Here is a 24,399-nt window from a genome sequence, read left to right on the forward strand (position 1 = left end):
GAATGAGACACCTCGCGATCCCGTTAGCATGGACATCCGCGCCGAGCAAGACCATTTGGGAAGGTGTCATGACTGCCAACGTCGATGGAGTGCCCGAAAAATTCGCGATGCTCGGGCTGACTTACGACGACGTGCTGCTGCTGCCTGGCGCGTCGGACATGGCACCCGACCAGATCGACACCTCCTCGTACATCTCGAAGAACGTACGGGTGAACGTCCCGCTGCTCTCCGCCGCGATGGACAAGGTCACCGAGGCGCGCATGGCCATCGCCATGGCCCGTCAGGGCGGTGTCGGTGTCCTGCACCGCAACCTGTCGATCGCCGACCAGGCGAACCAGGTCGACCTCGTCAAGCGCTCCGAGTCGGGCATGGTGACCGACCCGATCACCGTGCGCCCGGACACCACCCTCGGCGAAGCCGACGAGCTGTGCGCCAAGTTCCGTATCAGCGGCGTACCGGTGACCGACCCGGCGGGCAAGCTCCTCGGCATCGTCACCAACCGCGACATGGCCTTCGAGACGGACCGCTCGCGCCAGGTCCGCGAGATCATGACCCCGATGCCACTGGTCACCGGCAAGGTCGGCATCTCCCGCGTGGACGCGGTGCAGCTGCTGCGCCGCCACAAGATCGAGAAGCTTCCGCTGGTCGACGACGCGGGCATCCTCAAGGGCCTCATCACGGTCAAGGACTTCGTCAAGGCCGAGAAGTACCCGAACGCCGCCAAGGACGCCGAGGGCCGCCTGCTCGTCGGCGCGGCCGTGGGTGTCGCCGGTGACGCGTACGACCGCGCCCAGGCACTCATCGAGGCGGGTGTCGACTTCATCGTCGTAGACACCGCGCACGGTCACTCGCGGCTGGTCGGCGACATGGTCGCCAAGATCAAGTCGAACTCCACGGTCGACGTCATCGGCGGCAACGTCGCCACCCGCGACGGCGCCCAGGCGCTCATCGACGCCGGCTGCGACGGCATCAAGGTCGGCGTGGGCCCCGGCTCGATCTGCACGACCCGCGTCGTCGCCGGTATCGGCGTACCGCAGGTCACCGCGATCTACGAGGCCTCCCTTGCCGCGAAGACGGCCGGTGTGCCGGTCATCGGCGACGGCGGCCTCCAGTACTCCGGCGACATCGCGAAGGCGATCGTCGCGGGCGCCGACACCGTGATGCTCGGCTCGCTCCTCGCGGGCTGCGAGGAGTCGCCGGGCGAGCTGCTCTTCATCAACGGCAAGCAGTTCAAGTCGTACCGCGGCATGGGCTCGCTGGGCGCGATGCAGTCCCGCGGCCAGGCCAAGTCGTACTCCAAGGACCGGTACTTCCAGGAGGGCGTCGGCACCGACGACAAGCTCGTGCCCGAGGGCATCGAGGGTCAGGTGCCCTACCGGGGTCCGCTGTCCGCCGTTGTGCACCAGCTCGCGGGCGGACTGCGTCAGTCGATGTTCTATGTCGGCGGCCGTACGATTCCGGAGCTTCAGGAGAACGGCCGGTTCGTCCGGATCACGTCCGCGGGTCTCAAGGAGAGCCACCCGCACGACATCCAGATGACGGTCGAGGCGCCGAACTACAGCAGGAAGTAATACGCACGCGTGCTGAGGGGCGGCCCCGGAGTTTCCCGGGGCCGCCCCTCACGTGTGTGTCGGGGATACTGGAACGGCATACCAAGAGGGAAAGGCCACACACGTGACTGAGATCGAGATCGGGCGCGGCAAGCGCGGCCGCAGGGCGTACGCGTTCGACGACATCGCCATCGTGCCGAGCCGGCGCACCCGGGACCCGAAGGAGGTCTCGATCGCCTGGCAGATCGACGCCTATCGTTTCGAGCTGCCCTTCCTGGCGGCTCCGATGGACTCCGTCGTCTCGCCGCAGACCGCGATCCGCATCGGTGAGCTGGGTGGCCTGGGCGTACTGAACCTCGAAGGTCTGTGGACCCGGTACGAGGACCCGGAGCCGCTGCTTCAGGAGATCGCCGAGCTGGACGAAGGCACCGCCACCCGCCGCCTCCAGGAGATCTACGCCGCCCCCATCCAGGCGGACCTGATCGGGCAGCGCATCAAGGAGGTGCGCGACTCGGGTGTCGTCACCGCCGCCGCGCTGTCCCCGCAGCGTACGGCCGAGTTCTCCAAGGCCGTCGTGGACGCCGGTGTCGACATCTTCGTGATCCGCGGGACCACGGTCTCCGCCGAGCACGTGTCGGGCGCCGCCGAGCCGCTGAACCTCAAGCAGTTCATCTACGAGCTCGACGTGCCGGTCATCGTGGGCGGCTGCGCGACGTACACCGCCGCGCTGCACCTGATGCGTACGGGCGCGGCCGGCGTCCTCGTCGGCTTCGGCGGCGGCGCCGCGCACACCACGCGCAACGTGCTGGGCATCCAGGTGCCCATGGCGACCGCGGTCGCCGATGTGGCCGCGGCCCGCCGCGACTACATGGACGAGTCCGGCGGCCGGTACGTGCACGTCATCGCGGACGGCGGCGTGGGCTGGTCCGGCGACCTGCCGAAGGCCATCGCGTGCGGCGCGGACGCCGTGATGATGGGCTCGCCGCTGGCGCGCGCGACGGACGCGCCCGGCCGCGGTCACCACTGGGGTATGGAGGCCGTCCACGAGGACGTGCCGCGCGGAAAGCGGATGGACCTGGGTGCGGTCGGCACGACCGAGGAGATCCTCCTCGGCCCGTCGCACACGCCGGACGGCTCGATGAACCTCTTCGGTGCGCTGCGCCGTTCGATGGCGACGACGGGCTACAGCGAGCTCAAGGAGTTCCAGCGCGTCGAGGTGACGGTCTCCCCGGCGGAGCACAAGCGCTGACGTTTTTGGCTGTCTGTACGGAAGGGGCCCGGACCGCTGTGCGGTCCGGGCCCCTTCCGTACAGACGTCGTTACGCGGCGGACTTCTTGGCGGCCGAGAAGGCGGCGAAGGCGCCGATGGCGAGGAAGAGGAAGGTCATCGGTCCCGCCTCCTCCTTCCAGCCCGTCGTCAGCACGCTGAACTCCTGGAAGAACATCTCCGTCACAGTGACGGGGAGTACGTCGGACAGGGCGATCGCGAACCCGAGCAGCTGGCCCAGGTAGACCGCGCCGAGCGACAGGATCGCGCCGACCACCGGCAGCGCCGGGTTGCTGCCGCCGACCTTGCCGGCCGCGAAGCCGATCAGGTAGCCGACGCCGACGGCCGCGAAGCCGATCTGGTACTCGGTGGCGCCGATGATGGCGCCGTAGATCCCGGCGGTGACGACCGCGGCGGCGAAGGCCGCCACGATGCCGAGGACGACGTTGTCGCGGGCCGGGGCGGGGGCCGGGGCCTGCGGGTAGGCGCCGTCGGCGAACGGGTTGCCGGACTGCGGCGGCGGTACGGGCTGGCTCATCTGAAAAATCCCCCCAGGGATGATGCGTGCGCACAGGTGTGCGGGAAATGACGCCGCAGGCTAGCAGTCCCGTACGACTGTGGGCCCGGAATTGCGAGCCACGGTGCCTTATCGGTGCTTGATAGGTGCCTTATAGGCGGTGGCTTGCTCCTGCAGGGGACGCTCCACGCGTGTCGAGGAGCAGCTGGGCCTTCACTGCGAGGCCCTGGAGGTCGTACGTGCGGTGGTGCTGGAGAAGGACCGTCAGGTCGGCGTTGGCGGCCGCCTCGTAGAGGGAGTCGGCGCGGGGCACGGGGACGTCCCGGACGCGCCAGTCGGGGACGTGCGGGTCGTGGTAGCCGACCTGGGCGCCCAGGTCCATCAGGCGGGTCGCGATTTCCTGGGCGGGGGAGCCCTGCTGGTCGGCGAGGTCCGGCTTGTAGGTGACGCCGAGGAGCAGGATGCGGGCGCCGCGGGCGGACTTGCCGTGCTCGTTGAGGAGGGTGGCGCAGCGCTGGATGACGTACTGCGGCATGCGGTCGTTGATTTCCTGTGCGAGGCCGACCATGCGCAGGGGGTGGCCGGGCGTACGGCTGCTGTGCGGAATGTAGTTCGGGTCGACGGGGACGCCGTGGCCGCCGACGCCGGGGCCCGGGCGGAAGGCCTGGAAGCCGAAGGGCTTGGTCTCGGCGCAGCGGATGACGTCCCAGATGTCGACGCCGAGGTCGTGGCAGAGCACGGCCATTTCGTTGACGAGTGCGATGTTGACGTGCCGGTAGTTCGTTTCGAGTACGCCGACGGTCTCGGCCTCGCGGGGGCCGCGTGCGCGGACCACCTTGTCGGTGAGGCGTCCGTAGAAGGCGGCGGCCGATTCGGTGCAGGCGGGGGTGAGGCCGCCGATGACCTGGGGGGTGTTGGCGTAACCGTGCACCCGGTTGCCGGGGTCCACGCGGCTGGGGGAGTACGCGAGATGGAAGTCCCGCCCTGCGCGCAGCCCGGAGCCCTCTTCGAGGATGGGGCGGAGGAATTCTTCCGTGGTGCCCGGGTAGGCGGCGGATTCGAGCAGCACGGTGGTGTGCGGGCGCAGTTGCGCGGCGAGGGCTCTGGCGGCGTCGCCGACGGCGGTGAGGTCGAGCGTACGGTCCGCGCCGAGCGGGGTGGGGGCGCAGATGACCGCGGTACGGACCCGGCCCAGAGCGGCCGGTTCGGTGACGGTACGGAAGCCTCCCGCGAGCATCCTGCGCAAGCCGGCGGCGGTGAGCGAGCCGTCGGCCGGGGTGCGGCCCGCGGCGAGTTCCGCGAGGAGGCGTGGGCCGGTGTCGTAGCCGATGGTGTCGATGCCGGCGGCGACGGCGGCCTGGGCGAGGGGGAGGCCGAGGTGGCCGAGTCCGATGACGGCGAGATCTGCGGGCATGGCGGTGAGCCGCGTCCTTCCCAATAGCCGGAGGGGAGGCAAGGCGCAAGCCCTGTGGACAGTTCGGGCGAGCGCAATGTCAGACTAGGCGTAAATATGACCGTTGTGCGGCATTGCGTGCGGCTGTGGTGCGGGAGTGTTGTCCACAGGCGGTGGCTGAACCCGGGGAGCACAGACAGAATCGAGGGGGTGGGGATGTGATCCCGACCACCCCGACCGCAACGGGAGGCAGCAGTGAGGACAGCGACACTGGGACCTGCGGAGCGCGCCGAGGCGCTCGCGGGGATGGCCGAGCGTGAACTGGACGTGCTTGTCGTGGGCGCCGGAGTGGTCGGTGCGGGGACGGCACTCGACGCCGCCACCCGCGGGCTCGCCACCGGTCTCGTCGAGGCGAGAGACTGGGCGTCGGGCACATCGAGCCGGTCGAGCAAGCTGATTCACGGCGGGCTGCGCTATCTGGAGATGCTCGACTTCGCGCTCGTACGGGAAGCGCTGAAGGAACGCGGGCTGCTCCTCGAACGGCTGGCGCCGCATCTGGTGAAACCGGTGCCGTTTCTCTACCCGCTCCAGCACAAGGGCTGGGAGCGGTGGTACGCCGGGTCGGGCGTGGCGTTGTACGACGCGATGTCGGTGTCCTCGGGGCACGGCCGGGGGCTGCCGATGCACCGTCACCTGTCGCGCAAGCGCGCGCTGCGGGTCGCCCCCGCGCTGAAGAAGGACGCGCTGGTGGGCGCGTTGCAGTACTACGACGCACAGATGGACGACGCGCGCTATGTGGCGACGCTGGTGCGCACGGCCTCGCAGTACGGCGCGCACGTCGCAAACCGGGCCAGGGTGATCGGCTTCCTGCGGGAGGGCGAGCGCGTTGTGGGGGCGCGGGTCCAGGACGTGGAGGGCGGCGGGGAGTACGAGATCCGGGCCAAGCAGGTCGTCAACGCGACCGGGGTGTGGACGGACGACACGCAGGCGCTGATCGGCGAGCGCGGGCAGTTCCATGTGCGGGCATCCAAGGGCATTCATCTGGTGGTGCCGAAGGACCGGATTCATTCGTCGACCGGGCTGATCCTGCGGACCGAGAAGTCGGTGCTGTTCGTCATCCCGTGGGGGCGGCACTGGATCGTGGGGACGACGGACACGGACTGGGATCTGGACAAGGCGCACCCGGCGGCGTCCAGCGCCGACATCGACTACCTGCTGGAGCACGTGAATTCGGTGCTCGCGGTGCCGCTGACGCGGGACGACGTCCAGGGGGTGTACGCCGGACTGCGGCCGCTGCTGGCCGGGGAGTCGGACGCCACCAGCAAGCTCTCGCGCGAGCACACGGTGGCGCATCCGGTGCCGGGGCTCGTCGTCGTCGCGGGCGGCAAGTACACGACGTACCGCGTGATGGCGAAGGACGCGGTCGACGAGGCGGTGCACGGTCTCGACCAGCGGGTCGCGGAGTGCGTGACGGAGGACGTGCCGCTCGCCGGCGCCGAGGGGTACAAGGCGCTGTGGAACGCGCGGGCGCGGATCGCGGCGCGGACGGGGCTTCATGTGGTGCGCGTGGAGCACCTGTTGAACCGGTACGGCGCGCTGGCCGAGGAGGTGCTGGAGCTGGTCGTCGGTGAGCCGTCGCTGGGCGAGCCGCTGGCGGCCGCGGACGACTACCTGCGGGCGGAGATCGTGTACGCCGCCTCGCACGAAGGGGCGCGGCACCTCGACGACGTACTGACCCGGCGTACGCGCATCTCGATCGAGACCTTCGACCGGGGGACGCGCAGCGCGCGGGAGTGCGCGGAGCTGATGGCTCCGGTGCTGGGGTGGGACAAGGGGCAGATCGAGAAGGAAGTCGAGCACTACGAGAAGCGGGTGGAGGCGGAGCGGGAGTCGCAGCGGCAGCCGGACGATCTGACGGCGGACGCGGCGCGACTGGGGGCGCCGGACATCGCACCGCTCCAGTGAGCGCCGTTGCGGAGAGTGGCGGCAGAGGTCCGATCTTGTAAAGGGGGGAAGTCGCGTGCGCTGTGGGGAGGTTCGGTGGAACCGTCCTCGCACTGCTGTGACCTGCGCAAGGTCCCTTTCGTCGGTTCTGTGAACGCGTCCTGGTGACCCGGGACCACGATCGGTCGCGCGGTGAGGGACAATGATGGCTCTGCCAGGGCGGGTTACTGCTTCACCCTGGAACGCAGCCATCACGGGTCGCGGGCGTAGATCAGGGATCGCAGAGGGGACGCATGTCGGACGCGGAGCAGTCCAAGGACACCAAGGGACGTCTTCTCGCCGGACGGTACCGGCTCGGAGATGTGCTCGGCCGGGGTGGCATGGGTACGGTCTGGCGTGCCGTCGACGAGACGCTGGGCCGCACCGTCGCGGTCAAGGAACTGCGCTTCCCCACGAGCATCGACGAGGAAGAGAAGCGCCGGCTCATCACGCGCACGCTGCGCGAGGCGAAGGCGATCGCCCGGATCCGTAACAACGGCGCGGTGACCGTCTACGACGTGGTCGACGAGGACGACCGGCCGTGGATCGTCATGGAGCTGATCGAGGGCAAGTCGCTGGCCGAAGCGGTACGCGAGGACGGGCTGCTGACGCCGCGTCGCGCCGCCGAAGTGGGCCTCGCCATCCTCGACGTACTGCGCTCGGCGCACCGCGAGGGCATCCTCCACCGCGACGTGAAGCCGTCCAACGTCCTCATCTCCGAGGACGGCCGGGTCGTGCTGACCGACTTCGGTATCGCACAGGTCGAGGGAGACCCGTCGATCACGTCGACCGGCATGCTGGTGGGCGCTCCTTCGTACATCTCGCCGGAGCGGGCCCGTGGTCACAAGCCGGGGCCTGCCGCCGACCTGTGGTCGCTGGGCGGTCTGCTGTACGCATCGGTGGAGGGCACTCCGCCGTACGACAAGGGCTCGGCGATCGCGACTCTGACGGCGGTCATGACGGAGCCCCTCGACCCGCCGAGGAACGCGGGGCCGCTGGAAGAGGTCATCTACGGCCTGCTGGCCAAGGACCCCGAGCAGCGGCTCGACGAGGCGGGGGCGCGGGCACTCCTGATCGACGTGATCGAGGCTCCTGACAAGACGACCGAGCCGGAGCCGTCGCCCGAGGCGACACGGGTGGTCGCGATGCCGCCCGTACCGGAGGACGCGGCTCCCGCGTCGCGCACCCGGAGCGATGCCGGGGCGGGCGAAGGCGGCAGCGACCGGGTTCGCGGTGCGCTGAAGTCCGTACGCAACGCGGCGGCGGCCCAGGCGGCCAAGCAGAAGCAGGCGTCCCAGGCGCGGTCGCAGGCACAACAGCAGTCGCAGGCCGCGGCCGGGCCGAAACCGCCCGTGCGGGCTCCGCTCACCGATGTCGTGCCGCGTCGCACGCTGGTGATCGTCGCGCTGGTCGCCGCACTCGCGGTGATCGGCACCGTGCTCGCTGTCGCGCTGAACGGCGGCTCGGACGAGGGCGATCAGGGCAAGTCCAAGGACGGGACGTCCGCTTCGAGCGGCGTCACGGCCGGCGGGGGCGCCAAGAGCGGGGACGAAGGCAAGGAAACGGACAAGGGCAAGGAAGAAGGCCAGGGCCAGGGCAACGCGGACCCGGGCAAGGGCGAGGGCGGCGGTCAGGACACCGGCGGGTCCAAGACGGACGACCCGCCGAAGTCGGACGGGCTGCCCGACGGGTACAAGAAGGTCAGCGACGACCGGTTCCACTTCACCATGGCGATGCCCGAGGGCTTCGAGCGGAACCGCATAGCAGGCCTGAACTCCGGCGGCATATACAACAAGGACGGCGGATTCCCGCGAGTCCAGGTCGACTTCAATGCCAGCCCCACGGACGACGCCCGCGCCGCCTGGGCGGCGGCGAGGCTGGGTGTCGCCGCGACCAGCACCAACTACAAGCACCTCGGGATCAGGCCCGTCGACTACAACGGCTATCCCACCACCGCCGACTGGGAGTTCGAGCGCGACCAGCAGGGGCAGCGGGTGCATGTGCTCAACCGCGGCTTCAAGGTGGACGCCCGTCACGGCTACTCCATCATGGTGAGCTGCAAGGCGAGCGAGTGGGACGGCAAGGAGTGCCGGACGCTGCGCGAGACCGCGTTCGACACGTTCAAGCCCAAGGACTGACGTACGGAGGGGCCGGGTTGCCAAGACCCGGCGGCACGGTCGGGTCCTGCCCCGTATCGTGAGAGCTCGTGGACTGTACGCGACCGGAATTGACGGTTTGATGCGGTCCTGGACCGGGGGAACAGCGCGCTCTGGGGAGGCGTCGTGGACGACTATGCGGGACGGGTGCTTGCCGACCGCTACCGCCTTCCCCTGCCGCCTTCCGACGAGTACGAACTGGTCGAAACCCGGGCCTTCGACACGTATAGCGGGCAGGAAGTCCTCGTCCGCCAAGTGCCGTTACCCGAGGTCGTGGACGCGGAGTTCCTGGACGGCGAGGGCGGCGGCGGGGCCGCGGCGCGGGGAGTGCGCCGGGCGGCCGGGCGTACGACACGGCGGCCGACCGATCCCGCCGTGCGCCGCGCCATAGAGGCGGCGCAGGCCGCGGCGCAGATCCCCGATCACCCCAGGCTGGACCAGGTCTTCGACGTCTTCGCCGAGGGCGGTTCGCTGTGGATAGTGAGCGAACTGGTGGCGGCGAGGCCGCTGGCGGCGCTGCTCGCCGAGAGGCCGCTGAACCCTTACCGCGCGGCGGAGATCGCCGCCGACGTGCTGACCGCGCTGCGGGTGCTGCACGCGCACGGCTGGACCCACCGGAACATCACCGTCCGCACGGTGCTCGTCTGCGACGACGGCCGCATCGTCCTGACCGGCCTCGCCGCCGGGGCCGCGGAGGAGGCGCTCTGCGGTTACGCCCCCGTGCCGGTGCCGGCGGAGCCGGCGGTGGATGCGGATGAGGACGACGGCAGTTGGGGTACGGCTGCCGACCCGGGGAACGCCGGTGCGCCCGGGCACGACGGGATCTCGACCACCGGTGCGGTGGAGGCGGTGCCGTACGCCAGTGTCCCGCCCGGCATGCGCGCCGCGCTGCCCTCGGGGGACGTCCGCCCGGGTGCGAATCCTGCCGCCGACGTCCGAGCCGCGCGCGCCGGGGCGATCGCGGCCTACCGCGCGGGCGCCCGTGCGGCGGCCAGGGTCAGCGAGGAGCAGCGGCCTGAGGGCACAGCCCCGCTCCCGGCCCAGCGGCCGTCGCCGCGCCCGGCCGGAGGCCCGCGTGCGATCAGCCCGTACGTGGACCTGGACGTCGATGCTGGTGCTGGTGCTGGTGCTGGTGCTGGTGCGAGTGCTGGTGCTGGTACCGCTGCCGGTACCGCGACCGGCGCACGCGGGGCGCTGGGCGCCGGTGGCGGCTGGCACTCCGGGCCGGGCGGGCCCGGTGCATCGGCAGCTAACGACTCGGCGGCCTCCGCGGGCGGCCGTACAGGCGCCGGGGCAGACTTCGACGAGACCTGGCACGGCGCCGTACCCCGTTCGGGGGCCGGAGACGGATTGCGCGCCGACGGCCTGCGACACGCGCACCCGCCGCGCGAGCAGGCCGAGGCATTGGCGCCGACGCAGGGCTACGCGCAGGGCCAGGCGGATGCGCAGCCCGGCACGCAGCCCGGCGTCCCGGCGCAAGCGCGACCCGGCGCTCCCGGCAGCCAGACGACGACCCGTGCGTACGCGCAGCCGTCCGGCGGGCAGGGCACACACGGCGGGCAGGGCACACACGCCGGGCAGGGCGGGCAAGCTGGACACGGCGGCCAAGGCCAAGGCTCAGCGTCGTCCTCCGCCACCGGGCGCTGGGACGAATACGTTGCCGGGGGCCACGTTCCCGCGCACCGCGGTCCCGCCACCCCGCTCGCCGCCGAGCGTGCCAGGCAGGCGCGCATCGCCGTCGTCGGCGCCGTCACCGAGCGCTGGGCGCCCGAGCAGGCGGGCTCTGTGCACGGGAACTGGCAGTTGGCACCGCCCATCGGGCCCTCGACCGACCTCTGGGCGCTGGGCGCCCTCCTCTTCCGTACCGTGCAGGGACACGCCCCGTACCCGGAGGACAGCGCCATAGAGCTGGTGCAGCTCGTCTGCGCCGAGCCGCCCGCCTTCGCCGAGGAGTGTGGCCCGCTGCGGCCCGTCGTCGAGTCGCTGCTGCGCCAGGACCCGACCGAGCGGCCGGACTTCGAGGAGCTGCGCGGCTGGCTGCGTTCGCTCGTACGGTCCGCCCCCGAGCCGGAGGCCGGGGTGGACGTCGTTCCGCTGCCGTCCGTCGACAGTGCGCGGCTTCCGATCGTGCGCCGCCGGGGTGAGCTCGTACGCAAGCGCCGCGGCGGCTCGGCAGACGCGCAGCACGGCAGGCACCGGCACAAGAAGGCCAAGGACAGCAGGAACACCGGGACGGGCAGGGAGAACAGACGCGAGAAGGAGCCCCGGGCAGCCAGAGAGCCGCGGATCAAGGAGCCGCGGATCCAGCCGAAGCAGCGCGGCGGCCCCCGTTCCCTCGGCCGCACACTGCTCGTCGTGATCCTCCTCGGCCTGGTCGCCGCGCTCGTGTACGCGTTGGCCTTCATGCCGAAGGCCGGTGAAGGGAGCGGGGAAGGCGACCAGGGCGACGCCAAGAACGTCGGTGACGAGCTGCGCACGAGCGCGCCGCCGACCCCCGGCCCCTCCGGAGGGACCGACTCCGCCCAGCCGCCCCCGCAGCAGACTCCGGACAAGACTCCTTCCTCGCAGCAGCCGCAGACCTCCGTCCCCGCGTCCGACGTCGCGAAGGGGTACGCGATCCGAAAGGACCCCGAGGGTTTCCAGACCGCCGTGGACAAGGACTGGGAGCGGCGGCCGATCAACGATGCGGGACAGGTCCGTTATCGCGGCGGCGGCTTCGAGCTGGTGATCGTCCCGGGCAGGGACACCGTCAAGGAGTACGGCAGCGACCCGATGGACTACCAGCTGAAGAAGGAGCGGGAGCTGCAGGCCGTCCGCGACTCGTCCTGGTCGACCTCGAACGGGCTGCGGCGCATCGACGTGGGCCGGCAGGTCATGGCAGAGGGCCAGTTCACCTGGCAGGACAGCAGCGGCCGCGATGTGTACGTCCGTAACCTCGCGATCATCGTCGGCGACCGTTACCACGTGGTCCAGGTGATCGGCCCCGAGTCGCAGCGCGACGAGGTCACCGAGATCTACGAACAGGCGTCGTCCGCCTACCGGGTGACAGGCTGAGCGCGCACCGGACAGGACAGCGATGACCACCGAAGGCAACGGACGCCTGATCGCCGGGCGTTATCGGCTCGGCGTGCGGCTCGGTCGTGGCGGCATGGGGACGGTGTGGCGGGCCACCGACGAGCTGCTCGGCCGACAGGTCGCCGTCAAGGAACTCAATGTCGACATCGGCGCGCACGAGGCAGGCCTGCCTGCCGCCGATGACGTGCGACCGTGGCGCGAACGCGTACTGCGCGAGGCCAGGACCGTGGCTCAGCTGGTCCACCCCAATGTGATCGTCGTGCACGATGTCGTCGACGACCAGGACACCAGGCTCTCCTACATCATCATGGAGCTGATCGACGGCGAATCGCTCGCCGACCGGGTCGCGACGAGCGGTCCCGTCAACACCCGCGAGGCGGCCCGGATCGGGCTCGCGCTGCTCGGGGCGCTGCGTACGGCCCATGAACACGGTGTACTCCACCGCGACATCAAGCCCGCCAACGTCCTGCTGGAAGCGGACAGCGGACGCGTCGTACTCACCGACTTCGGCATCGCGCGGCTCTCCGGAGCCACGACGCTCACCGACTCCGGATCCTTCGTCGGCTCCCCCGAGTACACGGCGCCGGAGCGCATGGAGGGCGTCGGCGCGGGTCCCGCGTCCGATCTGTGGTCGCTCGGTGTGCTGCTCTGTACGGCGCTGAGCGGCGAATCGCCGTTCCACCGCGATTCGTTGGGCGGTGTGCTCAACGCCGTCGTGAACGACGAGATCCGGCCGCCGGCCGCGGCCGGTCCGCTGCTGCCCGTCGTACGCGGCCTGCTGGAGCGGGATCCGGAGCGCAGGCTCGGCGTGGAGGAGGCGGAGCGGCTACTGGTCGCGCACCTGGCGGCCGGCGTGACGCCGGAGGCGGCGGCTCAGGCGCCGCCCTATTCGCCCACGCAACGGGACGTACCGCTCACCGCGCCGCCGCCCACGGCTGTCCCGGTCCTCGTTCCTGTCCCCGGCCCCGCCCTTGCGGCCGCCGAGCAGGCGCGGCCACGGGTCGGCCGGATCCGGAGGGCGCTTGTCGCGGGCGCGCTGGTTGCCGCGATGGCGGGGGCGGGGGCGGCGACCGCGATGCTGTTCCTGGGTGACGGCGCCGGCGGGGAGGGCGCGGGTGGGTCGAACGGCGAGTCCGGCGGACGTACGGACGCTGCTTCTACGCCGCCCACCCCTCCCACCCCTCCCACCCGTACCGTCACCTCGACTGCTCCGAGCAGGTCATCGGTCCCGACCGCATCGGTCACGCCCTCCTTCACGCCGCCCGCCGGGTACCGGAGGGTGAGCGATCCGGCGGGCTTCTCGCTCGCCGTCCCCGAGGGGTACAACCGGTCGACCGACGACAAGCGGGTCTTCTACATCTCGCCGGACCAGCAGATCAGGATCGGCGTACGGCAGCAGGCTCCAGTGTCGAGCGGACCGCTGGGCGCGATGCGGCTGTCGCACGCGAACGGGCCCGACACGAACCCCGGTTACCGCGACGGCAAGGTCACGCCGACCACCTACAACGGACTGACCGCCGCGCTCTGGGAGTTCACGTGGGACGGCTTCGATCCGGAGGACGAGGACCGGCACACGTACGACCTGTGCTGGGAGGAGGGCGGGCTGATGTACGACGTGTGGGTGTCGGCACCGGTCGGCCGCCAGGACGACGCGAAACGCCACTTCGACACGGCGCTGGATTCATTCACCCGCCGGTAGAGGGGTGGGTGAAAGCGCCGCAGGCTCCGCACACCCCTCCCCGCTGGCAACCCGCCCCGCGCGTGCGCCAGGCAGCCCACCCAGGCCGCTTCGGCGCCCACCGGCCCGCCCAGCGCCACCGCCGCGCCCACCGTCCCCGGCCAGGGCCGTCTCATCGGCGGGCGCTACCGCCTGGTCTCGCGGCTCGGGCACGGCGGCATGGGTACGGTCTGGCGTGCTCACGACGAGGTCGTGGACCGCGACGTCGCGGTAAAGGAACCGCGCGTGCCGGATCACCTGAGCGAGCGCGAGCGGCAGAACGTCTGCCTGCGCATGCAGCGCGAGGGCCCGCGCCGCCGCCCGGATCGACCACCCCTCCTTGGTGACGATGCACGACGTGGTTGTCGAGGACGGAAGCCATGGATCGTGATGGAGCTGGTGGCGGGACAGAACCTGTGAGCCGGGTGGCGGCGACGAGCCCCTGATCAGGGGTTATCTGCCAGTGGACACTGGCGCGGTGGTGTGGGCCTGGTGAAAAGCCGTTACCGGCGGGTACCAAAAGGCTCCGATCGGGCCTACTCTCGCCCTCATGACGGACTCGAAGGCCCCCGCAGCGCCTGCCCTCGGCACCAACCCGCTCGCCGCCGCCCCCGCAGGCGCCCGCACCGCGGCCGACGTGGTCACCCCCGAGGTGGTCGCACAGCTCACCCGCGGAGTGGTCGGTTCCGGCCGTACCGCCAACCACACGCCCTTCACCGGGGAGAAGCTGGCGGACCTGCCCGAGTCCAGCCCCGAGGACGTCGCCACCGCCTTCGAGCGGGCGCGGGCCGCCCAGCCCGCCTGGGCGGCCACGCCCGTCCGGAAGCGCGCCGCGATCCTGCTCCGCTTCCACGACCTGGTGCTGGAGCGCCAGGCCGAGGTCCTCGACCTCATACAGCTGGAGACGGGCAAGGCCCGCCTGCACGCGCACGAAGAGGTCCAGGCCGTCGCCATCGCCGCCCGCCACTACGGGCGCAAGGCCTCCTCCTACCTCAAGCCCAAGCGGCGCACCGGCGCGATTCCGACCCTCACGAAGGTCACCGAGCTGCGCCAGCCGCGCGGTGTCGTCGGCCAGATCGCACCCTGGAACTACCCGTTCGAGCTGTCCATCGGCGACGCGCTGCCCGCCTTCGTCTCCGGCAACGCCGTCGTGATGAAGCCCGACACCGAGACCGCGCTGACCGCCCTGTGGGCCCGTGACCTGCTCGTCGAGGCCGGTCTGCCCGCCGAGGTCTTCCAAGTGGTCCTGGGCGAAGGCCCGGTCGTCGGCCCCGAGGTCGTCAAGCACGCCGACTACGTCTCCTTCACCGGCTCCACCCGTACGGGCCGCGAGGTCGCCCAGGGTGCGGCCGCCCGTCTCGTCGGCGTATCCCTCGAACTCGGCGGCAAGAACGCCATGCTGGTCCTGGAGGACGCCGACGTCGAGAAGGCCGCGGCCGGCGCCGTCCGCGCCTGCTTCTCCTCCGCCGGGCAGCTGTGCATCTCCATCGAGCGGCTGTACGTCCACGAATCGATCGCCGACGACTTCGTTGCCCGGTTCGCCGCCCGTACGAAGGCGATGCGCCTCGGCACGGCCCTCGCGTACGGCGCCGACATGGGCTCGCTCGTCGGCGAGCGCCAGCTGGAGAACGTCAAGCGCCACGTCGAAGAGGCCGTCGCGAAGGGCGCCACGCTCGTCGCGGGCGGCGTCGCCCGCCCCGACATCGGCCCGCTCTTCTTCGAGCCGACCATCCTGGACGGCGTCGAGGCGCCGATGGCCGTATGCGCCGAGGAGACCTTCGGCCCGGTCGTTTCCATCTACCGGTTCACCGACGAGGACGACGTCGTGGCGCAGGCCAACGCCACCTCGTACGGTCTGAATTCGAGCGTCTGGACCAAGAACGGCAAGCGCGGCCACGCGATCGCCGCCCGCCTGCGCACCGGCACGGTCAACATCAACGAGGGCTACGCCCCGGCGTACGGCAGTGTCCAGGCGCCGATGGGCGGCATGAAGGACTCCGGTCTCGGCCGCCGCCACGGCTCCGAGGGCATCCTCAAGTACACCGAGGCGCAGACCGTCGCCCACCAGCGGCTGATCCCGATGGCCCCGGCCTTCGGCATGGACGACGAGAAGTACACGGCGTTCATGAGCACAAGCCTCAAGGCGCTCAAGGTTCTGCGTTTCCGCTGATTCACCCTTTCGGAACCCCCGGGTTCTCAACGAGGAGCGCCAATGTCACAGGAGAGCTCTGTCCGCAGCCAGGAGGCTGAGGACGATTCCGCGTACGACTACGACGTCATCGTCGTCGGATCCGGCTTCGGCGGGTCCGTCTCCGCGCTGCGCCTGACGGAGAAGGGCTACCGGGTCGGCGTCCTGGAGGCAGGCCGCCGCTTCACCCGCGAAACGCTGCCCAAAACCTCCTGGGACATCAAGAACTACCTATGGGCGCCCGCGCTCGGTCTCTTCGGCATCCAGCGCGTGCACCTGCTCGGGAACGTCATGGTGCTGGCCGGCGCGGGTGTGGGAGGCGGCTCCCTCAACTACGCCAACACGCTGTACGTACCCCCCGCTCCCTTCTTCGAGGACCGTCAGTGGGCGGGCATCACCGACTGGCAGGACGAGCTGGCGCCGTACTACGACCAGGCCAAGCGCATGCTGGGGGTGCGGCTCAACCCGACCATGACGCCGTCGGACATACACCTCAAAGCGACCGCCGAGGCCATGGGGGTGGGCGACAGCTTCCACATGGCACCGGTCGGTGTCTTCTTCGGCGACGGGGCGGACGCCGACGGTCATTCAACGGCCGGGCACGGCAAGGAAGTTCCCGACCCGTACTTCGGCGGCGCGGGCCCGTCCCGCAAGGCCTGCACCGAGTGCGGCGAATGCATGACCGGCTGCCGCCACGGGGCCAAGAACACCCTCAACGAGAACTACCTCTACCTCGCCGAGAAGGCCGGAGCCGTCATCCATCCCATGACGTCCGTCGTCGGCCTCGCCGAACACCCCGACGGCGGCTACCGCGTCACAACCGTCCCGACCGACGCCCGCCGCAAGGCCGAGCCACGTAACCTGCGTGCGCGCAAGGTCGTCGTCGCAGCCGGTACGTACGGCACGCAGACCCTGCTCCACACCATGAAGGACCGCGGCGACCTGCCCCGCATCTCGGCCAGGCTCGGCGAGCTGACCCGTACCAACTCCGAAGCGCTCGTCGGCTCGCAGACCACCGACCGCCGCTACCGCAAGAAGCACGGCGCGGCCAGGGCCGACTTCACGCGGGGCGTCGCCATCACGTCCTCGATCCACCCCAACGCCAGCACCCACATCGAACCCGTCCGGTACGGCAAGGGCTCCAACGCGATGGGCGCGATGTCCGTCCTCCAGGTCCCGTACGGCTCCCGGCGGTTCCTCGGCTGGCTCGGAAACGTCGCCAGGCACCCGACGCTGGCCGTCCGCTCCCTCTCCAACCGTCGCTGGTCGGAGCGGACCATCATCGGCCTGGTCATGCAGTCCCTGGACAACTCGCTGACGACGTACCGCAAGCCGGGCGGCGTCGGAAAGGGTCTGCTCACGGCCCGGCAGGGGCACGGCGCCCCGAACCCCAAGCAGATCGAGGAAGGGACCCGGGCGGCGACCCTCCTGGCCGAGGAGATCAACGGCTTCGCCGGATCGAACGTCGGCGAGCTGATCGGCACGCCGCTGACCGCGCATTTCCTGGGCGGCTGCCCGATCGGCGCATCCCCGGAGCAGGGCGTCATCGATCCGTACCACCGGCTGTACGGACACCCGGGCATCTCGGTCGTCGACGGCGCCGCGGTTTCCGCGAACCTGGGGGTCAACCCGTCTCTGACGATCACCGCACAGGCGGAGCGGGCCATGTCCTACTGGCCCAACAAGGGCGAACCGGACATACGCCCGGCCCAGGAGGCGGCGTACGAGCGCCTCGCCGCGGTCGAGCCCAAGTCCCCGGCAGTCCCGGCGGATGCCTTCGGCGCGCTGAAGCTGCCGTTCCTCGGGATGCCGGCGGTCCCGCCGAAGAAGTGAGCGGGCCGAAGAAGCCCAAGAAGCCGAAAAAGTAACAGGGCAGGTAAAAGGGGCTGCACTCCCCTCCGAGTGCAGCCCCTCTTACCGGCTTGTGACTAGTTCGGTCAGGCCTCGGAACCGGCCTTGCGGCGGCGTACGACGACCATCGCACCGGCGCCGAGCGCGACGGCCGCGCCGCCCGCCAGGGCGAACATCGGCATCGCGGACGAAGAACCGGTCTCGGCGAGGTTGCCGGTGACCGGGATCTCCTTGGCCTCACCCTGCGGCTTGATGTCGGCCGGCGGCTTCTCGCCACTCGGCTTCGAGTCCGGGACCTCGCCGGGCTCGCTACCGGCCTTGATGACCGCGAACGGGTAGACGTTTCCGTTCTCGAAGCACTTGTACGTCTCGTCCTCGGCGCCGTTGTCGTAACCACCGGCGGCGATCGCGAGGCCGTCACCCGCGGGCGCGCCCTTGTCGATCATCACGCGGAGATCGACGGTGACCTTCTGGCCCGCGTCGAGCGCGAACTCACCGAAGAAGAAGCCGTTGTTGAACCCGGAGCCTTCGAAGTCGTTGACCCACTCGCCGGACTCGGGGTCCTTGTACTCGAAGTGGGCGTACTTGTCGACGAGCTTGTCTTCGGGGCCGGCGGAGTCGAGGTACGTGGCGACGGTGTAGACGCCCAGGCTCTCGATGTCGTTCTTGCCGGTGTTCTTCACGTTGAACGTGAAGTTCTTCCACCCGCTGCCCGCCACGACCTTGCTCGGGAAGCCGCCGAGGGTGACCTGAATGGAGCCCTCTTCGCAGACCGGGAACTCGTCGTCGCCCGGGTCGGTCGGGTCCTCGTCCTCACCGGGGTCCGTGGCCGGGTCCTCGTCCGAGGGGTCCTCGTCCGTCGGGTCCGTGGCAGGGTCCTCGTCGCCCGGGTCGGTGGCCGGGTCCGTCTCGTCCGACGGGTCCTCGTCGGCGGGGTCGGTCTCGTCCGCCGGGTCGGTCGTGTCGGCCGGGTCTTCGTCGGCGGGGTCGGTGGTGTCCGCCGGGTCCGTGGTGTCGGCCGGGTCGGTCTCGTCGGCCGGGTCGGTGGTGTCGGCCGGGTCGGACGGGTCGGTCGCGTCCGACGGGTCCGTGGCGTCCGACGGGTCGGTGGCCGTGTCCGGGTCCGTGTCGGCGTCAGGGTCGGTCGCTGTGTCCGGCGTGCTGGTGCTGGTCTCGGCAGAGGGGTCGCCATCGGCGTAGGCGACCGGCGCCGCGAGGAAAGCGGCGGGAGCTATGACGGCCGTCGCGGCCGCAATGGCCATGGCACGGCGAAGCTTCATGTAGACCTCAGAAAGTCTGGCGTACCGCGCAGGAGGCGGTACGAGATGTGAGAGCCCGCCGTGGTGTGGGGGTGCACGGGTGGCCGTTGGTACGCATGGATGACCTGTGACCGGCGTAAAGGGTTGCGCGGAGTCTTATGAATTTCTCATGTGGTGTACGTCACACCGCGCCTCAATGCGAAGGGCCCCACGGACCGAAGTCCGCGGGGCCCTTGGCCGTCAGCACCGACGTCAGGGCAGCGCCGGTGCCGAGGGGCGGCGCCGGGGGTTGCGCCGCTGGCTCGTGCGGTGGGGCAGGTGCAGTGGTGCGGTAGGTGGAGCACGTGGCCAGGGTGGTGCGCCGGTCGCCGACCCGGCGCACAGCGGGCGCTCAAGTGGTGTTGACCAATGGCGGTCGCGGTGCGGGGTGCGGGTGGGCCTGTCTCTGCATCGTGCCGACCGGCCGGGGCCTGCGCAACAGTTTCGACCACATCTGAAGGCGCTGTCTTAAGGCGCTGAAGGCGGCTGGAGGAGCCGCGGCCGACCGGTTCCGGGCGTCCCCGGAACCGGCCGCCCTACGTGACCGGGCCGCTGTCCCCTGCGGACCGGTCACACGCGCCGGGACGAGGTCCCACGACGCACCTGCGGTGCGCCGCTCGCCCCGGCGTAGCCACGCGTGGTTCTTTCCTGCGAGACCGCTCCTGGCTGGTGCGGACACCGGGACCAACGAAGCCCCTCGGGACCCGGTCACGCGCCGTACGGGTGAGGACGTGCCCGAACTCAGATGCGGTCAGATGCGGCCGCGGCACAGCTCCAGCATCGTCATGGCGAGCGCCGTGCCGGGCTTGCCGAGCGCGTCCCTGTAGTGGGCGAGGACCTCCATCTCGCGGGACAGGTTCACGCGGCGCCCGCCCGAGGTGATCCGGGCCTCCTGGATGACGGCCGAGACGGCCATCCGTTCCTGGATCAGACCGATGATCCGGTCGTCGAGCGAGTCGATGCGCTCGCGGGCGTTGCCGATGAGGTCGGCGGCCTCGTCGGTGCGGGCGCCGGTCTTCTCAGTGGCGGTGAGGATGCTCATGTCCGTAACTCCTGAGGTGAAGGGGTACGGCACCCCGGGCGGCGAACCGGCCGGGAAAAGACAGAACGCCCCGGGCCTTGTCGGCCCGGGGCGCCTGCGAAGTCGCTTGTCAGTTGCTCAAGCAGCTCGACCAATGGCACCGGTCGGACCGGGTGCCATAGGTAAAGAGGAAGCTCAGCTGCTTGTGCATGGCGCCCAGTATGGCCCGGTCCCGCCGGTCGGCCAATTCCGGGTTCGGATGGTGAGACAAGGGGAATGCGGCGCCGCCGTTAGAATCGACAACAACGACTCCCCTTCACCGCCGGAAGGCCGCCCCGTGCCAGCAGTGCCCCCCGCCGCCCCCGACGCCGTCCTCGTTGTCGACTTCGGCGCGCAGTACGCCCAGCTCATCGCCCGCCGTGTCCGTGAGGCCCGGGTCTACAGCGAGATCGTCCCGAGCACCATGCCGGTGGCGGAGATGCTGGCCAAGAACCCCAAGGCGATCATCCTCTCCGGTGGTCCGTCCTCCGTGTACGCCGAGGGCGCCCCGACCCTCGACCGCGAGATCTTCGAGTCCGGGGTCCCCGTCTTCGGCATGTGCTACGGCTTCCAGCTGATGGCCACGACGCTCGGCGGCACCGTCGACGACAACGGTGCGCGCGAGTACGGACGTACCCCTCTCGCCGTCTCCAAGACCGGCTCCACGCTCTTCGAGGGCACCCCCACCGAGCAGTCGGTGTGGATGTCGCACGGCGACGCCTGCTCGGCCGCGCCCGAGGGCTTCACCGTCACCGCGTCCACGGACGTCGTGCCGGTCGCCGCCTTCGAGAACGACGAGAAGAAGCTGTACGGCGTGCAGTACCACCCCGAGGTGATGCACTCCACGCACGGCCAGCAGGTCCTGGAGCACTTCCTCTACCGGGGCGCGGGCATCGAGCCCGACTGGACCACGCACAACGTCGTCGAGGAGCAGATCGCCGCCATCCAGGCGCAGGTCGGCACCAAGCGCGCCATCTGCGGTCTGTCGGGCGGCGTGGATTCGGCGGTCGCGGCAGCGCTCGTGCAGAAGGCCATCGGCGACCAGCTGACCTGCGTGTACGTCGACCACGGTCTGATGCGCAAGGGCGAGACCGAGCAGGTCGAGAAGGACTTCGTCGCGGCGACCGGCATCCAGCTGAAGGTCGTCGACGCGCAGGAGCGCTTCCTGAGCGCGCTCGCCGGGGTCTCCGACCCCGAGGAGAAGCGGAAGATCATCGGCCGCGAGTTCATCCGCGTCTTCGAGCAGGCCCAGGCGGAGATCGTCGCCGAGGCCGGCGCGGAGGGCGAGGACGTCGCGTTCCTCGTGCAGGGCACGCTCTACCCGGACGTGGTCGAGTCCGGCGGCGGCACCGGCACCGCGAACATCAAGTCCCACCACAACGTGGGCGGCCTCCCCGAGGACCTGGAGTTCGAGCTCGTCGAGCCGCTGCGCCAGCTCTTCAAGGACGAGGTCCGGATGGTCGGCCAGGAGCTCGGCCTCCCGGAGGAGATCGTCCAGCGCCAGCCGTTCCCCGGCCCCGGCCTCGGTATCCGCATCGTCGGTGAGGTCACGAAGGAGCGCCTCGACCTGCTGCGCGAAGCCGACGCGATCGCCCGCGAAGAGCTGACGGCGGCCGGTCTGGACCGCGACATCTGGCAGTGCCCGGTGGTGCTGCTCGCGGACGTACGGTCCGTTGGTGTCCAGGGTGACGGCCGGACGTACGGCCACCCGATCGTGCTGCGCCCGGTCTCGTCCGAGGACGCGATGACGGCGGACTGGACGCGGATGCCGTACGACGTACTGGCGAAGATCTCGACCCGCATCACGAACGAGGTCGCGGACGTGAACCGGGTGGTGCTCGACGTGACGTCGAAGCCGCCGGGCACGATCGAGTGGGAGTAGTCCCCGCTCAGCAAGGTCAACGCCGACGCCGTCGCTCATTCGTTTGGGTGGCGGCGTCGTCGTATCTCCTGGGTACGCTGGCCGTACGGACGAGAATCCCGTCCACGGGAGGACTCCTCATGACCGCTGAGCTCGCGCACCCCTGGCCGGTGCCGCCGCAGGACGGGTACACCGTGGACGACCTGCTGACGCTGACGGCCATCGGCAATATGTAAACACTCTTCTCAGTTGGGGTGCCGCGAGGTAGCTTCCCGCGCATGACCGAGATGCCCGCGCCCGTCCCCGTCGACCAGCTGCAATTCGCGATGCCGCCCACCCATGCGACCGCCGCCGAGGAACGCCGGTACCGCAAGGAACGGCTCGCCGCGGCGTTCAGGCTTTTCGGGCGGTACGGGTACGAGGAAGGGGTCTCGGGGCACATCACCGCGCGCGACCCGCACTACCCCGACTGCTTCTGGGTGAATCCCTTCGGTCTCGCCTTCGCGGACATGACCGTGAGCGATCTGATCCTCGTCAACGGGGAGGGCCAGGTCGTCGAAGGCAGCCGCCACGTCAACCAGGCGGCCTTCACGGTCCATGCCCAGGTGCACCGGGCCAGGCCGGACGTCGTGGCCGTCGCGCACACCCACTCCGTCCACGGCCGGGCCCTGTCCGCGCTCGGCGAGCTGCTCGACCCGATCACCCAGGAAGCCTGTGCTTTCTACGAGGACCACGCTCTGTACGACGCGTACACCGGAGTGTCCGTGGACGAGGAGGAAGGGCGCTGGATCGCCGGTGCGCTCGGCGCCAACAAGGCCGTCATCCTGCGCAATCACGGGCTGCTGACCGTCGGGGACTCGGTGGACGCGGCGGCCTGGTGGTTCATCTCGATGGAGCGCTCCTGTCAGGTGCAGCTTGCGGCGAGGGCGGCGGGCAGGCCCGTGCTGATCGACCACAAGGACGCGGTCGCCACCCGCGAGCAGCTCGGAAGTGATCTTGTTGCGTGGATCAACCACCAGCCGCTGTGGCGGCAGATCAGCCGCGCCGAGCCCGAACTGCTGGTGTAGCTCATACGGCTGGTTGCGCGCGGTGTTCTCTTCGTACGGCACAATTTCCGGACAGCGTGGGGGAGTTCTCTTCGACGGGTTCGAATGACAAGGGCGGCGTTTTCCGTGGCGGTGCAAGAGGCGAGACAGAGCACGCACAGTGGTGGCTGCATGTGCGGTGACTGCCCGCACGGTGCGCGTGAGGGCCACCGTCGCGCGGTGGCGGAATTCCTTGCCAAGCGGGACGGCCTGGCCGCCGGCCAGGGGCTGCCCGCCGCCGTCGCGCACTCCACGGGCGCCTCGCGCCAGTGGGTGTCCGACGAGCTGACCCAGTCGGCCCGCGCGGTCGCCGAACGCAGCCGTGAGGCGGGCGAGGCGTGGCTGCAACTGGTGTGGCGGAGCACGCTGTTCGTGGTGTGGGGCGGGGTGATCGTGCTCGTACTCGCGCAGGCGTTCACCGCCATCGGCGCCGGATGGACGACCGCGCGTACGGCGGGGATGCTGGCCGGGCTCATCACCGCCGCCCTGCTGACCGTTGCGGCACGTGTGCACCGGGCGCGCGGCGGGCTCCTCGCGCCGATCATCGGCGAGGACAACCGGCTGTCCACCTCACGGGCCGTCGCCGCGGCCTGGGTGCTGCTCGTCGTCTTCGCGGTGCTGGTCATCGCGATCCAGCTGGCCGGCGCGTCCGACCACGCCGACCGTGACGCGCTCATCGCGGGCCTCGAACTCGCCCGTGGCGTCGGCATGGTGACCGTCCTCGCCCTGACCTGCGGAATCGCCGTCCTCGTACGCCACGTGGTGACCGTACGCATCCTCGCGCAGCGCCTCCAGAAGGTACGGGCCGACCGCCCCCGCGCCGCCGACCTTCTCACCGACGACGCGGGCCGGGGCAGCTTCGCCGACGTGCAGTACGTCCTGGTGAGCGCGGTCGCCGTCGTCTTCGCGGCGGTGCGGCTGGCCCGGCGCCCCGAGCAGCTGCCCGACCTGCCGTGGGGCCTCGCCCTGCTGGTGGCCGTGTCGGCGGCGACGTACTTCGCGGGCAAGTACGCGGAGGGCGGGCGTCCGGTCATCCTCTCCGTCGTACGGGCCAGGGAGGCGGGCGATCTGGACGCGCCCATCCGTACCGGCGACGACATCGAGATCCGGGGCGCGGGATTCGTACCGCCGGGCGCGCAGACGCCCGACCGGTTGGCCAAGATGGTCGTACGGATCGGCACGGTGCACGTCCATGTGCCGCTGATTCCGGTGCCGGGCGGCTTCTCCAACCCGACGGACACGGTGCTGACGGTGCCGGTGCCGGTGGAGGTGGAGCCCGGGCGGGTCGACGTACAAGTGATCACTGCGGCGGGTGCGGAGACCGACCGGGTGACGATCGACGTCACTGACTGAGCCGACTTGCGCCCCACTTGGGCCGACTTGAATCCCTTCTTGAGC

Annotated in this window: 15 protein-coding genes and 2 pseudogenes; 13 read left to right on the forward strand and 4 right to left on the reverse strand. The window is 70.5% G+C overall.

Annotation, left to right across the window (positions count from 1 at the left end):
- Positions 1–68: 68 nt before the first annotated feature.
- Together guaB and PXH83_RS18140 are read left to right on the forward strand one after the other, a co-directional pair.
- Entirely contained in the window at positions 69–1,571 is a 1,503-nt protein-coding gene (guaB, locus tag PXH83_RS18135) for an IMP dehydrogenase (protein ID WP_274561419.1), read from the forward strand.
- A gap of 103 nt (positions 1,572–1,674) precedes the next feature.
- Complete coding sequence (locus tag PXH83_RS18140; protein ID WP_274561420.1) at positions 1,675–2,799, forward strand: GuaB3 family IMP dehydrogenase-related protein; 1,125 nt, start codon at positions 1,675–1,677, stop codon at positions 2,797–2,799.
- A gap of 70 nt (positions 2,800–2,869) precedes the next feature.
- Here the strand turns inward: PXH83_RS18140 and PXH83_RS18145 are convergent, their stop codons facing one another.
- Both PXH83_RS18145 and PXH83_RS18150 read right to left on the reverse strand, forming a co-directional pair.
- Entirely contained in the window at positions 2,870–3,355 is a 486-nt protein-coding gene (locus PXH83_RS18145; RefSeq protein WP_274561421.1) for a hypothetical protein, read from the reverse strand.
- 130 nt (positions 3,356–3,485) lie between these two features.
- Positions 3,486–4,748 carry a nucleotide sugar dehydrogenase gene (locus tag PXH83_RS18150; protein ID WP_274561422.1) on the reverse strand — a complete coding sequence of 421 codons (1,263 nt, stop codon included), beginning with the start codon at positions 4,746–4,748 and terminating at the stop codon, positions 3,486–3,488.
- Between the two features lie 234 nt (positions 4,749–4,982).
- Here PXH83_RS18150 and PXH83_RS18155 point away from each other — a divergent pair, with 234 nt between their 5' ends.
- From PXH83_RS18155 to PXH83_RS18185, 7 genes and pseudogenes are all read left to right on the forward strand, one after another.
- The gene (locus PXH83_RS18155) at positions 4,983–6,692 is read left to right on the forward strand and encodes a glycerol-3-phosphate dehydrogenase/oxidase (protein WP_274561423.1); all 1,710 of its coding nucleotides are present in this window, start codon (positions 4,983–4,985) and stop codon (positions 6,690–6,692) included.
- 272 nt (positions 6,693–6,964) lie between these two features.
- Positions 6,965–8,848 carry a serine/threonine-protein kinase gene (locus tag PXH83_RS18160; RefSeq protein WP_274561424.1) on the forward strand — a complete coding sequence of 628 codons (1,884 nt, stop codon included), beginning with the start codon at positions 6,965–6,967 and terminating at the stop codon, positions 8,846–8,848.
- Positions 8,849–8,992: 144 nt separating this feature from the next.
- Positions 8,993–11,920 (forward strand): protein kinase, encoded by a 2,928-nt coding sequence (locus PXH83_RS18165; protein WP_274561425.1) that lies wholly within the window; start codon positions 8,993–8,995, stop codon positions 11,918–11,920.
- A 22-nt stretch (positions 11,921–11,942) separates the two neighbouring features.
- Entirely contained in the window at positions 11,943–13,640 is a 1,698-nt protein-coding gene (locus PXH83_RS18170; protein WP_274561426.1) for a serine/threonine-protein kinase, read from the forward strand.
- 153 nt (positions 13,641–13,793) lie between these two features.
- Positions 13,794–14,075: pseudogene (locus PXH83_RS32495) on the forward strand (protein kinase domain-containing protein); the annotation flags it as partial.
- 133 nt (positions 14,076–14,208) lie between these two features.
- Positions 14,209–15,828 (forward strand): succinic semialdehyde dehydrogenase, encoded by a 1,620-nt coding sequence (locus PXH83_RS18180; protein WP_274561427.1) that lies wholly within the window; start codon positions 14,209–14,211, stop codon positions 15,826–15,828.
- 42 nt (positions 15,829–15,870) lie between these two features.
- Positions 15,871–17,679, forward strand: a complete 1,809-nt coding sequence (locus PXH83_RS18185) for a GMC oxidoreductase (protein WP_274561428.1) — start codon at positions 15,871–15,873, stop codon at positions 17,677–17,679.
- 104 nt (positions 17,680–17,783) lie between these two features.
- Here the strand turns inward: PXH83_RS18185 and PXH83_RS18190 are convergent, their stop codons facing one another.
- Positions 17,784–18,977: an LAETG motif-containing sortase-dependent surface protein gene (locus PXH83_RS18190; RefSeq protein WP_274561429.1), complete on the reverse strand. Its 1,194-nt coding sequence runs from the start codon at positions 18,975–18,977 to the stop codon at positions 17,784–17,786.
- A gap of 769 nt (positions 18,978–19,746) precedes the next feature.
- Positions 19,747–20,037, reverse strand: a complete 291-nt coding sequence (locus PXH83_RS18195) for a chorismate mutase (protein ID WP_274561430.1) — start codon at positions 20,035–20,037, stop codon at positions 19,747–19,749.
- A gap of 316 nt (positions 20,038–20,353) precedes the next feature.
- Between PXH83_RS18195 and guaA the strand changes: the two genes are divergently transcribed.
- From guaA to PXH83_RS18210, 4 genes and pseudogenes are all read left to right on the forward strand, one after another.
- Positions 20,354–21,937, forward strand: coding sequence for a glutamine-hydrolyzing GMP synthase (guaA, locus tag PXH83_RS18200; protein WP_274561431.1), 1,584 nt, complete (start codon positions 20,354–20,356; stop codon positions 21,935–21,937).
- Between the two features lie 119 nt (positions 21,938–22,056).
- Positions 22,057–22,131: pseudogene (locus PXH83_RS32500) on the forward strand (Uma2 family endonuclease); the annotation flags it as partial.
- Between the two features lie 63 nt (positions 22,132–22,194).
- On the forward strand, positions 22,195–22,983 hold the full coding sequence (locus PXH83_RS18205; protein ID WP_274561432.1) for a class II aldolase/adducin family protein: 789 nt from the start codon (positions 22,195–22,197) through the stop codon (positions 22,981–22,983).
- Between the two features lie 105 nt (positions 22,984–23,088).
- Positions 23,089–24,354 carry a hypothetical protein gene (locus PXH83_RS18210; RefSeq protein ID WP_274561433.1) on the forward strand — a complete coding sequence of 422 codons (1,266 nt, stop codon included), beginning with the start codon at positions 23,089–23,091 and terminating at the stop codon, positions 24,352–24,354.
- Positions 24,355–24,399 lie beyond the last annotated feature (45 nt).

This window comes from Streptomyces spiramyceticus, assembly GCF_028807635.1.
Taxonomy (GTDB): Bacteria; Actinomycetota; Actinomycetes; order Streptomycetales; family Streptomycetaceae; genus Streptomyces; species Streptomyces spiramyceticus.

Bases quoted from the DNA above. Each gene is read 5' to 3' on its own strand.
- guaB (WP_274561419.1), top strand. From the start codon at position 69: ATGACTGCCAACGTCGATGGAGTGCCCGAAAAATTCGCGATGCTCGGG.
- PXH83_RS18145 (WP_274561421.1), bottom strand. From the start codon at position 3,355: ATGAGCCAGCCCGTACCGCCGCCGCAGTCCGGCAACCCGTTCGCCGAC.
- PXH83_RS18150 (WP_274561422.1), bottom strand. From the start codon at position 4,748: ATGCCCGCAGATCTCGCCGTCATCGGACTCGGCCACCTCGGCCTCCCC.
- PXH83_RS18160 (WP_274561424.1), top strand. From the start codon at position 6,965: ATGTCGGACGCGGAGCAGTCCAAGGACACCAAGGGACGTCTTCTCGCC.
- PXH83_RS18170 (WP_274561426.1), top strand. From the start codon at position 11,943: ATGACCACCGAAGGCAACGGACGCCTGATCGCCGGGCGTTATCGGCTC.
- PXH83_RS18180 (WP_274561427.1), top strand. From the start codon at position 14,209: ATGACGGACTCGAAGGCCCCCGCAGCGCCTGCCCTCGGCACCAACCCG.
- PXH83_RS18185 (WP_274561428.1), top strand. From the start codon at position 15,871: ATGTCACAGGAGAGCTCTGTCCGCAGCCAGGAGGCTGAGGACGATTCC.
- PXH83_RS18190 (WP_274561429.1), bottom strand. From the start codon at position 18,977: ATGAAGCTTCGCCGTGCCATGGCCATTGCGGCCGCGACGGCCGTCATA.
- PXH83_RS18195 (WP_274561430.1), bottom strand. From the start codon at position 20,037: ATGAGCATCCTCACCGCCACTGAGAAGACCGGCGCCCGCACCGACGAG.
- PXH83_RS18205 (WP_274561432.1), top strand. From the start codon at position 22,195: ATGACCGAGATGCCCGCGCCCGTCCCCGTCGACCAGCTGCAATTCGCG.